The organism is Saxibacter everestensis (genome assembly GCF_025787225.1).
In the GTDB taxonomy this organism is placed as follows: domain Bacteria; phylum Actinomycetota; class Actinomycetes; order Actinomycetales; family Brevibacteriaceae; genus Saxibacter; species Saxibacter everestensis.
Window position 1 is genome coordinate 1,627,537 of record NZ_CP090958.1, and the last position, 14,615, is coordinate 1,642,151.

Sequence of the window (14,615 nt, forward strand, 5' to 3'; positions counted from 1 at the left end):
CAGGAAACCAGAAACAACGTGCCGGATCAGCGATTTTCGCTTGTCAAGCCGGAGACCCACGGACAAACTGAGGGAACCGGGCCAACCCCGTCAGGAAAGAAGTCAAAGATGACAATGCCGAACAACCTTGAGATTTCCCGTAGCGCATCGCTGAAGCCGCTCGCCGAGGTGGCCGACGGAATGGGTATCGGCGCCCACCTGTTGGAGCCCTACGGCCGGGCGGCAGCGAAGGTCTCGCTGGAAGCCATCGCCGAGTTGGCCGACCGGCCGCGTGCGAAGTACGTTGTGGTGTCCTCGGTGACGCCGACCCCGCTGGGAGCTGGAAAGACCACCACATCGGTCGGCCTCGGGCAGGCGTTCGGCCACATCGGCAAGCGGGCCGTGATAGCGCTTCGCCAGCCTTCGATGGGCCCGACCTTCGGCATCAAGGGCGGCGCGGCCGGAGGCGGCTATTCCCAGGTGGTGCCGATGGAGGCGCTGAATCTGCACCTCACCGGCGATATGCACGCGGTGACCGCGGCACACAACCTGCTCGCGGCGATGATCGACAACCACCTGCACAAGGGCAATGCGCTGAGCATCAACCCGCATGCCATCACCTGGCGCCGGGTACTGGATGTCAATGACCGGGACCTGCGCCAAATCGTCACCGGCCTTGGCGGCAAGGCGGACGGCACCCCGCGGCAGGGAGGTTTCGACATAACCGCTGCTAGCGAGGTGATGGCGCTCCTCGCACTGTCCACCTCACTGCAGGATTTGCGCGAGCGCCTCGGCAGGATCGTGATCGGCTACGACGTCGACGGCAAGCCGGTCACTGCGGAACAGCTCAAGGCCGCAGGCGCAATGTGCGTAATTCTGCTGGAGGCACTCAAGCCGAACCTGATGCAGACAGTTGAGAACACGCCGGTGCTGATCCATTGCGGGCCCTTCGGGAATATTGCCACCGGCAACTCCTCGATCATTGCCGACCTGATCGGAATCCATGCCGGGGACTACCTGGTCACCGAGGCGGGCTTCGGTGCCGATATGGGTGCCGAGCGGTTCTTCAACATCAAGTGCCGCAACTCCGGACTCACGCCTGATGCCGCGGTTCTGGTCGTGACGGTGCGCGACCTGAAAACGCATTCGGGCAAGTACCGGGTGGTCGCCGGCAAGCCATTGCCCGAGGAAATGCTGGCGGAAAGCCCGGACGACGTCACAGCCGGCGCCTCGAACCTCCGGAAGCAGATCGCGAACATCCGGGAACATGGGATTGAGCCCGTCGTGGCGATCAACGCCTTCCCTAGCGATTTTGCCAGCGAGCATCAGTCGATCCTCGACATTGCCGCGGAAGAATCCGTCCGGGCCGCCGTGTGCACCCACGTTCCGGATGGTGGCAAGGGCGCCATCGATCTCGCTCGGGCAGTCGTTGAGGCCTGCGATCAGCAGAACACCTTCACGACTCTCTACGAGGACGCGCTTCCGCTGGTTGAGAAGATCGAAACCGTGGCGCGGCGAATCTACGGGGCGGACGGTATCGATCTGTCGCCGCTGGCCGAGCGGCAACTCGCCGACTACGAGCGCAATGGATTTGGCAACCTGCCGGTCTGTATAGCCAAGACCCACCTTTCATTGTCCTCAGACCCAAGTAAGAAGGGTGCGCCGACCGGATGGCGCTTGCCGGTGCGCGAAGTTCGGGCCTCCGTGGGAGCGGGCTTCATCTACCCGATCTGTGGTGATATGCGAACCATGCCGGGCCTGTCATCCGCGCCGGCCGCCGAACGGATCGACATCGATGACAACGGTGAGATCGTAGGACTTGCATGACGGCCGTTGGTGGAAAGGCTGGGAAGGGCTGGCAGGCAGGTGACTATCTGGACCGGCCGCTTCGTGAGCTGCTGGACGACGTCGGCGGGACGGCGCCGGTGCCGGCCGCGGGTTCGATCTGCGCCGTGACCGGCGCACTTGCGGCAGCACTGGTAGCCAAGGTCGCCGGCAAGTCCTCCCCTCGGATGGTGGAGGCCGAATCCCTGGCGGCCCGGGCCACCGAACTTGCCGCTGAACTGGCCCCGCTTGCCCAGGCGGATGCCGAGAGCTACACGCGCTTTGTCCAAGAGCGCCGCGATCGCAGCTCCGGTAACGACGGGGCCGATGACAACGCCTGGCGCTCGGAACAACCGCAGGACCACGACGCCGCCGCGGATCATGCCGCGCTCGACGTGCCGATCGCGGTGGCGCAGGCCGGGGCTGAGCTGGCAGGCATGGCCGAGACGCTGGCCCGGCATGGGAATCCCAACCTGCGATTCGATGCCGCAGGCGCCGCGCGGCTGGCGGCTTCGGCGGCGAGGGTTTCGGCCTGGCTGGCGGCCACGAACTCACGGGATGCCGTCGCCGCCCGGACCGCTGCGCTGAACGCCGACCGGGCCGAACGCCTAGCCGGCAATGCCGACCGTGCGGCGGCGCGGAAGTAGCTGCCGGTTTTCGTTCTCTACCTGTCTGAATCGGCGACAGTCGCAATAGGAAGCCGCACCGTCACCGCAGCACCAAGCTCCGTGTTTGCCGCCACGATGGTGCCGCCGTGTGCCAGAACCGTCTGCTTCGCGATGGCAAGACCCAGGCCGGAACCGGGCAGCGCTCGGGCTGTTGCGGAACGGTAGAAACGCTCAAACACCAATTCGACGTCGCTGCTGTCAAAGCCGGACCCGCAGTCCTGCACGGTGATCTCCAGGTCCTGGCCGTGTGCCGTGGCCGTCACCGTGACTGTTGCCCCGGGAGGACTGAACTTTCCGGCGTTGTCGAGCAGATTGTTGATCATCCGGGCCAGCCGTGGCGCGTCGCCGCGTACCAGCCACAACCGGTCGGCCGAGTCGGCCTCGATGGCTTCGGTTCTGTCGGTGTCAATCAGCAGGTACGTGATGCCGGGCCAGTGCCCAATGGCCCGGTCAAGACAATGGCGCAGCAACTCGCGCATTTCGACGTCGTCGGCCGCGATATTTTCCTCCCCGCGGGCCAGTTCAATGAGGTCCTCAACCAGCGCTGTCATGCCAACCATTTCCCGCCGCACGCTGGCTTGGATGTCTGACCTCATGCTTTCCGTGAGCTCTGCCCGTTCCAAGAGGGAGAGATTTGTGCGAAGGCTCGTCAACGGAGTCCGCAACTCATGAGACGCATCTGCGACTAGCTGGCGCTGCGCATTCTGGGCTGATTCAAGCTCCGACAGCATCGTGTTCATCGTGGCGGCCAATCGCGCCAATTCGTCGTTGCCCTCAATGTCGATTCGATGCCTTGCGGAGCGGGTCGCTGCGACCCGCTCCGCAATCTCGGTGAGAGTCCGCACGGGCCGCAGCCCGTGCCGCGCACTGAAGTAGCCGCTCAGTCCGGCAATGAGTACCCCAGTAAGGGCGAATCCAACCAGGAAGAAGCCAAGCCGGCGGATTGCCCTGTCCACAGGAGTGGTCGGAGTGCCGATCAGCAGTGCCCTGTCCCCGCTGAGCGGAGTGATCAGCATTCGGACGCGTGCGCCGTTGACTGTTGTGTCGGCGTAAAACGAGCCACGCTCCGCTGTCGCAACCTTAAGTGCGGCCTCGGTGACGGGCAGATCCAGGCCGCCGGTTTCGGGCTGATCCTTGCTGCCGATCACCCTGCTGCAGGCCGGCGAGCCGACGATTTCACAATAGCCACTGGCGGTCCAATCTGCTTGTGCCTCCACCAATCTGGTGACGCGGGTAGCTTCACGGCGCAACGACAGGTCCTGTTGTGACTTCATCTCATTGCTGGTGAACAGATAAATGACACTGGTAAAACAGACAATAACTATGGCCATCACCAAGGCCGTGGTCATGGCCAGCCGGGTCCGCAACGGCCACGGTCGCTGCAGGAATCCTGCCGTCACTGCTCAGCCATGCGGTAGCCGATGCCACGGACAGTGTGCACCAGGCGGGGCTCTCCGTCCTCTTCAAGCTTTCGTCGGAGGTAGGACACATACACTTCCAAGGCATTGGATGACGGCCCAAAATCTGTGTCCCAGATGGCTGCTGAGATTTGCGCCCGGTTGAGGGTTTGCCCGGCGTTTTCAACCATGACCCGCAGCAGCGCGAACTCGGTATGGCTGAACTCGATATACCTGCCGGCGCGGGTGGCGCTCCTGCTCGCTGGCTCCAGGGTCAGATCCGCAAATCCGAGCGCACTTTTCGAGTCGGGATAGGCGCGGCGGACCAAGGCACGCAGCCGGGCCAACAGTTCATCGAGTTCGAAAGGCTTGCCGAGGTAGTCATCGGCTCCTGCATCGAGCCCTTCGACACGTTCGTTGACGCTGACGCGCGCGGTCAGCATCAGGATGGGCACCCGGTCGCCGGCGGCACGTAGCTGGCGGCACAGAGTCAACCCATCGGTCCCCGGCATCGTCACGTCAACGATCAGGGCGTCTGGATCCTCCTGCAGTGTCACTGCCAAGGCTTCCCGCCCGTTCGTGGCGGTGAGGACTTCATACCCTTCCAGGCCGAGGGCGGTGCTCAAGGAGAGCAGAATCTCTGGATCGTCATCAACCAGCAGAATGCGGCACGCGGTGGTCATTGTCATGATTCCTGAGTCTAGCCAGGCGCCGTGACGGAGATTTAAGGATTGACTAATATTCGCTGGCCAGGATCGTGCCATGACTACTTTCACCGCCGCACAGGCTGTTTCTCGTTCCGGAGCATTGGACCCGGCCGGACTTCGGATCGTGATCGGCGCGGGCGGCACGGGCGGCCACATCTACCCGGGCCTGGCTATTGCCGACGCCATCCTGAAGCGCGTCCCGGAGGCCAAGATCAGCTTCACCGGCACCAGCCGCGGCTTGGAAGGGACACTGGTTCCCAAATTTGGCTACGAACTGGCAACCAGCAGCATGATTCCGTTTGCCGCCTCGATGGGGTGGCGCCGATTCGCCCTTCCGGTCTATCTGCTGCGGGCGGGAATTGACTGTGCCCGTCGCTTCCGCAGGGACGGGGTGGATCTCGTGATTGGCATGGGCGGCTACCCCAGTTCCCCGGCCATTGTCGGTGCCTGGCTGGCCGGAATTCCACGGTTGATCCATGAATCCAACGCGCGTTCGGGAAAGGCAAACCAGGTGGCCGCCCTCCTGAGCGACCACATCGGGATCGCCTTTGACCACGCCCAAGGCCAGCTACCCTCCCTGGGAAAAGATGTCCGCCGGGTAGGTGTGCCGCTGATGCCGGCAGTGGTAGCGATGAACCGTGCCGGGCTGCGGTCCGAAGCCGTGGACTCCCTGGGCGTATCACCGGACCAGCGGCTCGTAGTCGTCAACGGCGGCAGTCAGGGCGCCCGCAGTCTCACAAAGGCGGCGCTCGAGCTGGCCGCACTGTGGCGGGACCGGACAGACGTCATGTTGCTGATCAAAACGGGACCAGCGGATTACCAGGCCGCTGTGCAGCGCATCGAAGAACTCAAGGCATCCCACGGCACGCGGGTTGTGGCGTACATGGACCGGATGGATCTGGTCTACGCCGCCGCTGACGTGATGGTCGGGCGCTCCGGCGCAGCGACGGTGGCCGAACTGGCACACATTGGCCTGCCGGCCGTGCTCATTCCTCACCCATGGGCCGCAGGGGACCACCAGCGGCACAACGCCGAAGTCCTTGTCGAGTGCGGCGGCGCCGTCATGATGACGGACCAGGAGCTCACCGGGGCCAGACTGGCCGACGAATTGGAGGTCCTGCTGGCCGACCCAGATCGGCTGGAGCGCATGTCCGAATCAATGCGGTCCGCCGAACACTCCCAGGCAGCTGACTCGATGGCGCAGTGGGCGATCGATCTGGCACAGGAATACCAGGCTTCTAACACTTCCCGCGCAGCCGCCCGCCACTAGGCGGGATCCTGCACCCCACCAAAACCAAAGCAACCAAACAAGCCAACCAAGGAGAAACCACCATGAACGAACGCAATCATTGGGCCGGCCGGCTCGTACTAGTCACCGGAGCCGAAGGATTCATCGGCTCCACACTCGTCGATGAATTGGTGCGTGCCGGCTGCCGGATTCGGGCCTTCACCCATTACAAACCGTATGCGGAGAAGGGATTCCTCGCTGGCTATGCTGACCACCCCGACGTGGAGCTGCTCACCGGCGATGTGCGTGATCCGGTAAGCGTCTACTCAGCTGTGGAGGGTGTAGATACTGTGTTCCATCTGGCGGCTCTGATTGGCATCCCCTACAGCTATGCTGCCCCTGACTCCTACGTCCAAACGAACGTCGTCGGCACCCACCACGTCCTCGCCGCCTGCCGTCGCTTCGGTGCACGCTTGGTTCACACCTCGACCTCCGAGGTCTACGGGACCGCCCTGACCGCGCCGATCAGTGAATCGCATCCACTCCAGCCGCAATCGCCGTACTCGGCCAGCAAAATATCAGCCGATATGCTCGCCTTGTCGTATTGGCACAGCTTTGACCAGCCGGTTGCCATCTGCCGGCCCTTCAACACCTACGGTCCCCGGCAGTCCGCGCGGGCCGTCATCCCCGCCATCCTCCAACAACTGCACGGCGGCGCCAAGGAAATCAGACTTGGTTCGCTCACTCCCACCCGTGACTTCACCTTTGCCACCGACACCGCCCGCGGATTCATGGCGATCGGCGCATCGGACCAAGCCCTCGGGCGTGCGATAAATCTGGGCACAGGATCCGAAATCAGCATCGGAAACCTTGTCGAGCTGCTGATCGACATCTCCGGCCAGGACGCGCAAATCGTCAGCGATCCGCAGCGGATGCGCCCTGCCGGCAGCGAAGTGCAACGACTTCTCTCAGACAACGCCCTGGCGAAGGAGCTCGCAGGATGGGAACCGACAGTCAGCCTGCGGACCGGCCTCGAAGCTACTTCACGCTGGATCCATGCCCGTGGCGATGGAAACATCGCATATGCCGTGTAGGTGACTGGAGGAAAGCAACGCAATCATATGCGAGGGAACTCACAGTGAATCTGCGCTATCGGCCACGCGCTGACATTTAGAATTGATGCTGGGCCGCGGCCCATTTCCCTTCAGGTGGCCGATGAGGCAGTTTCCCTCAGCCGGTCGCTGAGAAAACTCTTAACCGCGCGATGCCACTGGCGCTCGATGCGCGGCGACTCGACCGGCAGTGCCCGGTCAAACAAGGAAGGTAACCGTTGACAACGAAGTCCGATAGCTGTCTTGGCCAGTGGATCGACCGGGAGGCTCTCGCTGAGGCGATGATCCCCCTGATCGGCCGCCTATACCGGGAGAACGGCGTTGTCACCTCCGTTCATGGTCGCAGCCTGATCAACCAGTCGGTGGTAGGAATTCTCAAGGCACACCGTTTCGCCCGGCAGATCGACGAGGTCGAATTGCCCCTGGAGGATACGCTCCCCCTGCTTGAGGCGCTGAAGGACCTGAACCCCGGCCCGGCATCGATCGACATCGCACGGATGAACGCCCGTTACAAGGAATTTGGCCAGGGCAGGGAAATCACGGACTTCCTCCGCGAGGAACTCTCCGACATCGCGGGGCTGCACGGCAGTGATGACCGTACCAGCCGGGATGTCGTGCTCTACGGCTTCGGACGGATCGGCAGGCTGTTGGCTCGGATCCTGATCGAGCACTCGGGCGGCGGGCATGGTCTTCGACTGCGCGCCATCGTGGTTCGTAAGGGCTCCGATCAGGACTTGATCAAGCGGGCGAGCCTGCTGCGCCGGGATTCGGTTCACGGCCCCTTCGAAGGCACGATTACCGTTGACGAGGCGAACAACACAATTCTCGCCAACGGCACTCTGATCCAGGTCATCTACTCCGCCGATCCGGCCTCGGTCGACTACACGGGCTATGGAATCGACAACGCCATCGTCGTCGACAACACCGGCCGTTGGCGCGATGAACAGGGGCTGTCACAGCACCTGAAGTGTCCCGGTGTCTCTCGGGTGCTGCTCACGGCGCCGGGCAAGGGCGACCTGAAGAACATCGTCCACGGCATCAACCACGACACCATCTCGGACGACGACACGATCGTGACCGCAGCGTCGTGCACCACGAACGCCATCGTCCCAGTGCTCAAGGCGATCAACGACAAGTACCAGGTGGTGCACGGGCATGTGGAGACGGTTCATTCGTTCACCAATGACCAGAATCTGATCGACAACTTCCATTCCGGCGATCGCCGTGGGCGGTCGGCCGCGCTGAACATGGTGCTCACCGAAACCGGAGCAGCCAAGGCTGTTGCCAAGGCGCTGCCCGTCCTTGCCGGCAAGCTGACCGGAAACGCTATCCGAGTCCCGACTCCGGACGTTTCGATGGCGATTCTGAATCTCACGCTTGAGAATGGCACCTCCAAGGACGAGCTGAACACGTACCTGCGGGAAATGTCGCTGCACTCCGAGCTGCACAAGCAGATCGATTTCATCGATTCTCCCGAGGTGGTCTCCACCGACTTCGTCGGCTCCCGTCGCGCCGGCATCGTCGATGGTCTTGCCACCATCTGCAGCGGCAACAACTCGGTCGTCTACGTCTGGTACGACAACGAGTTCGGCTACAGCTGCCAGGTGATCCGGGTGCTCGAAGAAATGGCGGGAGCGCACCCACCGGCGTTCCCCCGCGTGTAGCCGGCCAGCTGCAGGAGTGCAGCGTGTCAGGAGTAAGCTCGCTGTTAAGACCTGACACACTTGACTCCCCTCCGATAGGCCAGGCAGATTTCCGCACCCGACCCGCGTCGTCACCACTTCGTCGACCTCACCCCGCTGCGCCGGAGTCCGGCCTTCGCGCGGCTGTGGCTCGGGAGCACGATCGCGGGCATCGGCAGCCAGATGACTGTCGTCGCGGTCGGCCTGCAGGTCTACCAGCTGACCCATTCGACGTTCGCTGTTTCCATGGTCGGCACGACCGCGTTGGTGCCGATGGTCCTTGCCGGTTTGTACGGCGGGATGCTCGCCGACGCTTTCGACCGTCGATTGGTGGCGCTGGTCTCAGCCTGCGTTGCCTGGGCAGCCACCTTCGGGATAGCGGCGGCGGCCTGGCTGCAGATTGACACAGTCTGGCCGCTGTACCTGCTGACGGCGTTGAATGCCGTTGCGGCAACCATAATCGGCACATCTCGGCAGGCAATCCTGCCGCGACTTCTGCCAACTGACCTGCTACCGGCCGCGGCCGCGCTGAACGGCATCGCTATCGGTGCGATGGTGACGGTAGGGCCTGCGCTGGCCGGCGTGCTGGTCGCCGGCATCGGTTTCGGCTGGACCTATACCGTGGACGTTCTGCTGTTCAGCGCAGCGTTCCTCGGCATCATCACGCTGCCGCCCGTCCGGCCGGAAGGTGAGGTGCAGCGACCGGGACTTGCATCGATCCGCTACGGACTCGGCTTTCTGAAGCGCGCGCCCAACGTCCGGATGTCGTTCGTGGTCGACATCATTGCCATGACGTTCGGCCGCCCGCACGCGCTCTTTCCCGCCGTCGGCGCCCTGCTGATCGGCGGTGGTGCGGTGACGGTTGGCATCCTGACCGCGGCCGGAGCCGTCGGCACGCTGCTGAGCAGTCTGCTATCCGGGCGGCTCGGCCATGTCCGGCGCCAGGGGGTAGCGATCGGCTGGGCGATTGCGGTTTACGGCCTTTTCATTCTCGGCTTCGGCGCGGTGCTCGCGTACACCACGTTCTTTGAGCCCGGCAATGTCACCGAGTCGTTCGACGGAGCGCACACAACGGCGCTTGTGATCGCATCGATCATGTTGGCGGGAACGGGAGCCGCCGACAACGTGAGCGCGATATTCCGGACAACTCTGCTGCAATCCGCGGTCCCCGACAACATGCGTGGGCGGCTGCAGGGAATATTCACCGTTGTTGTCACCGGTGGCCCCAGAGTCGGCGACTTCTATGTTGGCGTCACCGCGGCGCTGTTCGCGGTTTGGCTTCCTCCGGTACTTGGCGGAATCCTGATCATCGCGCTCATCGCGCTGCTGGTCCGGTTCCAGCGCACCTTCCGCCACTATGACGCCGAAAACCCAGTGCCGTAGCGCTACCGCGGAGAGGCCTTCTGCCTCGGCTGGGAGGGGTGAGTTCCAGCGGGAGACTTAAAGCCCTCATCTCGGCTGCTAAGCCTCCCGGCGACTCACCGATTCGCGATGTCGCGGCGCTACTGAGGACCGCGATGCCGCGGCGTGCGGAGCGCGCGGCGTCCCGGCTCCGGGCGTCGAAGATCGCCCTCGAGGACGTTCTCGCCGAGGTTCTGCAAGAAGCGCGGCCCGTTTCGGGATAGTTCCTGCTCGAACTCGGCAGCCCAGGCGCCAAACGGCCGATTCGCCAGCGCCTCGTTTGAGAACCGGTGATCATCCGTGACTTCGGTCAGGCAGAAGTCGGGGATCCGGAGATCGGTCACCGGCCCGCCGCGTTCGCATTCGGCAATGATGAGCGGACGGTTTCGGCTTGCGAAAACATCGATGACCCAGCCGTCCTGACCAAGCCATAGCGAAAAGCGGTTCTTGATGATCCTGGCCTCGCCCAGCCGGATCATGTTCAGCCCGACGTTCACGTCGATTTCACGTTCGGCCTCGTAACGGGTGCCACCGATCATCGGGCCCTTCACCGTCATCGCACAGAAGTCGAAGGCATCGGCGTGTTGGTCGAGCGCGGCGAGCTCATTGCCCATGTCCGCCGGATCAAGCGTCAGCGAACTCGCCTGGACCCGCAATCGAAGTGCGTATCCGCCTTCGGCCATGTAATAGTTCTGGATAATCAGATCCGGATCCGGCTCACGCACTACCTCGGGTGGAAGTTCCCGGACATAGAACCGCCGTTCGAACTCGAAATCGCCGAAGCCTCTGTCGGACATAGTCGATTGATTCCTCCCTGCGTGGCAGCCATTGAGAACGTACCACTGAATACGAAGTATCCGCGCCGAAGGCCGACACGCTCCGGCGTAACTCCGTCGCCTCTGAGTACAGCGCATTCTGAATTCAGATAGGCATGTACTATTGGATGCATGCAATCCGCCACTCTTTCGCACACTGCCGCCCTGGTGCGGTTCGGGCACGCTCTGTCAGATGAGACCCGGGCGCAAATCCTGCTTGCCTTGCGCGTTGCGCCAGCGCGTCCGTCCGATCTCGCCGACGCGCTCGGCGTCTCACGCCAGGTGATGTCGAATCAGCTGGCCTGCCTTCGGGGCTGCGGTCTGGTGTCTGCTGTTCCGGACGGGCGGCGCACCTGGTACCGGCTTGCCGAGCCCGAGATCGCAGCGGGTTTGAATGATCTGTTGTCGCTGGTGCTGACAGTGGATCCGGACTGCTGCGCCGAGAGCGGATGCGCCTGCAATGAGTAACCGCAGGGAAGGAGTAGCTGCCGTCGCTAGCGAGCGCCGCGTCGTCCTGGAGCGCCGGGTGCGGTGGGTAGTCGGCGCAACGATTGGCTACAACATCGTTGAGGCGGTTGTCGCACTCATCGCCGGCCAGGCAGCGTCCTCGGCGGCCCTGATCGCCTTCGGGCTGGATTCGCTCGTGGAAGTGCTGTCTGCCGCAGCCGTGGCGTGGCAGTTTGCCAGCCCGGATCCAGGTTCCCGGGAGCGGATCGCGATGCGGCTGATTGCCGTCTCGTTCTTCGGGCTGGCACTTTTCGTCACCCTCGATGCGGTACGGACGCTCTTCGGCGACACAGAACCCGAACACTCGGTTGTCGGCATCGTGCTCGCCGCCGTGAGCCTGGCGATTATGCCAACGCTGAGCTGGGTCGAACGACGCACCGGCAGGGAACTCGGCTCCGCGTCGGCGGTAGCTGATTCGAAGCAGACGCTGCTCTGCGCTTATCTGTCCGGCGTCTTGCTCGCCGGGCTGTTGGTCAACAGCCTATTCGGCTGGGCCTGGGCCGACCCAGTTGCGGCGCTGATAATCGCCGCGTTCGCACTGAAGGAAGGCGTGGACGCGTGGCGGGGCGACGCCTGCTGCGCACCGGCATCGAGGTAACAGTTACACCGTCGAGATCGGCGTGATACTGACGTTCCCGACGCCGGGAAGGCCGCGGCGTAATGCCATGTCCACGTCGTGGCGGATCGGGCCGAAGTCGGCCACGGTCATTCCTGCCTCTGTGACAACGGACGACTGAACGCTTAGCCGATGGCCTATCCAGCGGAGGCGCAGCTCGCCGACATCCTGCACGCCCGAAGTGGCGCGCACCAGTCTCTCGGCGCGGTCGACCAGCTCGGGATCGACCGCGTCCAGCAGACGGCGGCCGACGTCCCGAGCCGTGCCCCACAACAGAACGACGATCGCGGCGGAGATGAGCAGGCCAACCACAGGATCGGCGATGGGGAATCCGAGCCACACGCCAATCACGCCGAACACCACCACCAGTGAGGTAAATCCGTCGGTTCGGGCATGAACGCCGTCGGCGACCAATGCCGCTGATCCGATATTGCGTCCGATTCTGATCCGGTACACGGCGACGAGTTCATTTCCGCCGAAACCAATCAGGCCGGCGGCAAGCACCCAGCCCAGGTTCTCAACCGGCTGCGGATCGACCAGCCGCCGGACGGATTCGACGGCGGCGACGACTGCCGATAGTGCGATCATCGCGACGATGAACAGGCCCGCGAGGTCTTCCGCGCGGCCGAACCCGTAGGTGTAACGGCGGTTTGCGGCGCGTCGTCCAAGGACGAATGCGATCCATAGCGGTACAGCGGTGAGGGCGTCCGAGAAATTATGTACAGTGTCCGCCAGCAACGCCACCGACCCGCTGATCAAGACGATGACGGCCTGAACTAGCGCTGTGACCCCCAGTCCAATCAGGCTGATCTTTACCGCGCGAATGCCCTGGCTGCTGGCCTCCAACGCATCATCGATCGAATCCGACGCATCATGACTGTGCGGCACAAACAGGCCGTACAGGAATCCCTTCCAGCCCGCCGGATGCGAGTGTACGTGCCCGGCGTGCTCGTGGGGATCGCTGTGATGATGGGCATGTGGATGGCCGTGGACGTCATCGTCATCGTGGGTATGCCCCGGCCGATTCAGCCCGTGCGGCGCATCATTCACGGCTTGTTCAGCTCTGAGTGGTGATGGCGCGGAACCCCGCCCAGACTGTGCTCGGCCTGGAAGATCGCGTCGGTAACCAGCTGCCGTGCGTGTTCATTGGCCAGCCGGTAGAACACCCGGGTACCGTCCTGCCGGGTCGACACAATGCGAGCCAACCTGAGCTTTGCCAGGTGCTGAGACACCGCTGGTGCCGGCTTGCCCAGGGCATCGGCCAGATGATTCACCGATAGTTCTTCATCCCGTAACGCCAGGATAATTCGCACCCGGGTGGCGTCCGCCAACATCGCAAACACCTCGACGGCAAGTTCGACGTACTGGCTGTCCGGCCGCCGCCCACATATCTCACTATCTGCATTCATACGCAGATTATTACACGACGCGCCCCAAGTGGGATTTGACAGCCCACACTGCTTGGGGCGGCATCACGTGCCGCCCCAAGCAGAACGCAGTCCGGTGTTAGTTCTGGCCGAGGAGTTTGCGTATCTCGGCGATCTCCTCCTCCTGGCTGGAGATCACCTTGTCGGCGAGTTTGAGTGCCTCGGGGTTGGAGCCCGACTGTCGCTCGGTCTTGGCCATGTCGACCGCTCCCTCGTGGTGCTTGATCATCTGCTCGAGGAAGAGCCTCGACGCTGACTCAGCGTCGGCGGCATCCAAAGCCTTCATACCGTCCTCAGACATCATCCCGTCCATGCCAGGGCCGCCGTGCTCCATGCCGTGCTTGCCTTCGGGGGTCGCCGCCGCACCCCACTCCTCGAGCCATCCGGCCATCGTGGTGATTTCCGGGCCCTGAGCCGCCTTGATCCGCTCAGCCAGGTCGCGAACTTCCGGACGTAGGCCGTCCTTGGCGAGGACCATGTCGCTCATTTCCACGGCCTGGCTGTGGTGCGGAATCATCATCTGCGCGAATGTAACGTCCGCATCGTTATGATCGGCGGACGACTCCTGGCTGCTAGAGCCGGAGTCATGGTGTCCCGTCGATCCGGAGTCGGTTCCGGCGCAACCCGCCAGGGCGAGTGCGGCGATGGCAAGAGTACTAGCGATAAGGGACATGCGTTTGGTCTTCATGGTGTTTCCTTCGTGCTTAGCTGGAGCGCGCTCGGTATCCGCCGAGCGGACTGAGAACTAAGTGGCGTGCCCGAGACCGGGCGCGAAGGTGTTTAACAGCGCAAGATGGACAGCTCCGCGAGCGATCTCGGCGGCCGGCGCCGCGATGTCGGCGGGAGTGGCGCCCGGAAGAGGCTGCGCAAATGCCGCGGCAGCAACCACGCGGATGGGAGTTTTCGTACTGAGATCAGGGTGAGCAGGACAAGCGCGAGAATGCAGGCAGCTGCGACGGTCACGTCGTGGCCGCCGCAGCCAGTTCCCGCGCAATGACTCGTGGATTCCGCTCCGCTGCCGGATGCCGCGGCCGAGCCGGCAGCGTGGTGGCCGGCGGATCCACTATCCGGCGCCGCGGCCGGGATCCCCGGCGTCGCTACCGCCTGGTGGCCGTGCCCGCCGACCCAGACATGCATGGCCAGAACGCCGACGATCAGGGCGGCGATACCAAAGAGCCAGGCGACCGGAGCCAGCACGTCGCGCGGGCGCTGCCTACCGGAGAAAGCGGCTTGCATCTCCTGATTCCTCCCT

Annotated in this window: 15 protein-coding genes; 8 read left to right on the top strand and 7 right to left on the bottom strand. The window is 63.6% G+C overall.

What is annotated here, in order from left to right:
- Positions 1–108 precede the first annotated feature (108 nt).
- A complete protein-coding gene (locus LWF01_RS07845; protein WP_349640482.1) occupies positions 109–1,806 on the top strand; it encodes a formate--tetrahydrofolate ligase in 1,698 nt (565 codons plus the stop codon).
- A complete protein-coding gene (locus LWF01_RS07850; protein ID WP_349640483.1) occupies positions 1,803–2,450 on the top strand; it encodes a cyclodeaminase/cyclohydrolase family protein in 648 nt (215 codons plus the stop codon). The genes LWF01_RS07845 and LWF01_RS07850 overlap by 4 nt, the downstream gene beginning before the upstream one ends.
- Positions 2,451–2,467: 17 nt before the next feature.
- Here the strand turns inward: LWF01_RS07850 and LWF01_RS07855 are convergent, their stop codons facing one another.
- Entirely contained in the window at positions 2,468–3,871 is a 1,404-nt protein-coding gene (locus tag LWF01_RS07855) for a sensor histidine kinase (RefSeq protein WP_349640484.1), read from the bottom strand.
- Positions 3,868–4,557: a response regulator transcription factor gene (locus LWF01_RS07860; RefSeq protein ID WP_349640485.1), complete on the bottom strand. Its 690-nt coding sequence runs from the start codon at positions 4,555–4,557 to the stop codon at positions 3,868–3,870. The genes LWF01_RS07855 and LWF01_RS07860 overlap by 4 nt, the downstream gene beginning before the upstream one ends.
- A 73-nt stretch (positions 4,558–4,630) precedes the next feature.
- Here LWF01_RS07860 and LWF01_RS07865 point away from each other — a divergent pair, with 73 nt between their 5' ends.
- The 4 genes from LWF01_RS07865 to LWF01_RS07880 all read left to right on the top strand — a co-directional run bounded on the left by LWF01_RS07865 (position 4,631) and on the right by LWF01_RS07880 (position 9,980).
- The gene (locus tag LWF01_RS07865) at positions 4,631–5,845 is read left to right on the top strand and encodes a UDP-N-acetylglucosamine--N-acetylmuramyl-(pentapeptide) pyrophosphoryl-undecaprenol N-acetylglucosamine transferase (RefSeq protein WP_349640486.1); all 1,215 of its coding nucleotides are present in this window, start codon (positions 4,631–4,633) and stop codon (positions 5,843–5,845) included.
- A gap of 62 nt (positions 5,846–5,907) precedes the next feature.
- Positions 5,908–6,897: a GDP-mannose 4,6-dehydratase gene (locus tag LWF01_RS07870; protein ID WP_349640487.1), complete on the top strand. Its 990-nt coding sequence runs from the start codon at positions 5,908–5,910 to the stop codon at positions 6,895–6,897.
- 272 nt (positions 6,898–7,169) lie between these two features.
- Positions 7,170–8,579, top strand: a complete 1,410-nt coding sequence (locus LWF01_RS07875; RefSeq protein WP_349640850.1) for a glyceraldehyde-3-phosphate dehydrogenase — start codon at positions 7,170–7,172, stop codon at positions 8,577–8,579.
- Between the two features lie 87 nt (positions 8,580–8,666).
- A complete protein-coding gene (locus LWF01_RS07880; protein WP_432762016.1) occupies positions 8,667–9,980 on the top strand; it encodes an MFS transporter in 1,314 nt (437 codons plus the stop codon).
- A gap of 119 nt (positions 9,981–10,099) precedes the next feature.
- Here LWF01_RS07880 and LWF01_RS07885 read toward each other — a convergent pair whose 3' ends face one another.
- Complete coding sequence (locus LWF01_RS07885) at positions 10,100–10,795, bottom strand: CYTH domain-containing protein (RefSeq protein ID WP_349640488.1); 696 nt, start codon at positions 10,793–10,795, stop codon at positions 10,100–10,102.
- A 150-nt stretch (positions 10,796–10,945) separates the two neighbouring features.
- On the opposite strand from LWF01_RS07885, the gene LWF01_RS07890 reads away from it, so the two are divergent.
- Both LWF01_RS07890 and LWF01_RS07895 read left to right on the top strand, forming a co-directional pair.
- Positions 10,946–11,281, top strand: a complete 336-nt coding sequence (locus tag LWF01_RS07890) for an ArsR/SmtB family transcription factor (protein ID WP_349640489.1) — start codon at positions 10,946–10,948, stop codon at positions 11,279–11,281.
- Positions 11,274–11,918 carry a cation efflux transmembrane domain-containing protein gene (locus LWF01_RS07895; protein WP_349640490.1) on the top strand — a complete coding sequence of 215 codons (645 nt, stop codon included), beginning with the start codon at positions 11,274–11,276 and terminating at the stop codon, positions 11,916–11,918. The genes LWF01_RS07890 and LWF01_RS07895 overlap by 8 nt, the downstream gene beginning before the upstream one ends.
- Positions 11,919–11,921: 3 nt before the next feature.
- On the opposite strand, the gene LWF01_RS07900 is transcribed toward LWF01_RS07895, so the two are convergent.
- The 4 genes from LWF01_RS07900 to LWF01_RS07915 form a co-directional block, all read right to left on the bottom strand.
- Positions 11,922–12,986, bottom strand: a complete 1,065-nt coding sequence (locus LWF01_RS07900; RefSeq protein ID WP_349640491.1) for a cation diffusion facilitator family transporter — start codon at positions 12,984–12,986, stop codon at positions 11,922–11,924.
- Positions 12,983–13,345, bottom strand: a complete 363-nt coding sequence (locus LWF01_RS07905; protein ID WP_349640492.1) for an ArsR/SmtB family transcription factor — start codon at positions 13,343–13,345, stop codon at positions 12,983–12,985. Before LWF01_RS07905 ends, LWF01_RS07900 begins: the two co-directional genes overlap by 4 nt.
- A gap of 97 nt (positions 13,346–13,442) precedes the next feature.
- Positions 13,443–14,051, bottom strand: a complete 609-nt coding sequence (locus tag LWF01_RS07910; RefSeq protein WP_349640493.1) for a DUF305 domain-containing protein — start codon at positions 14,049–14,051, stop codon at positions 13,443–13,445.
- Positions 14,052–14,143: 92 nt separating this feature from the next.
- A complete protein-coding gene (locus LWF01_RS07915) occupies positions 14,144–14,599 on the bottom strand; it encodes a DUF6153 family protein (protein WP_349640494.1) in 456 nt (151 codons plus the stop codon).
- Positions 14,600–14,615: the final 16 nt, after the last annotated feature.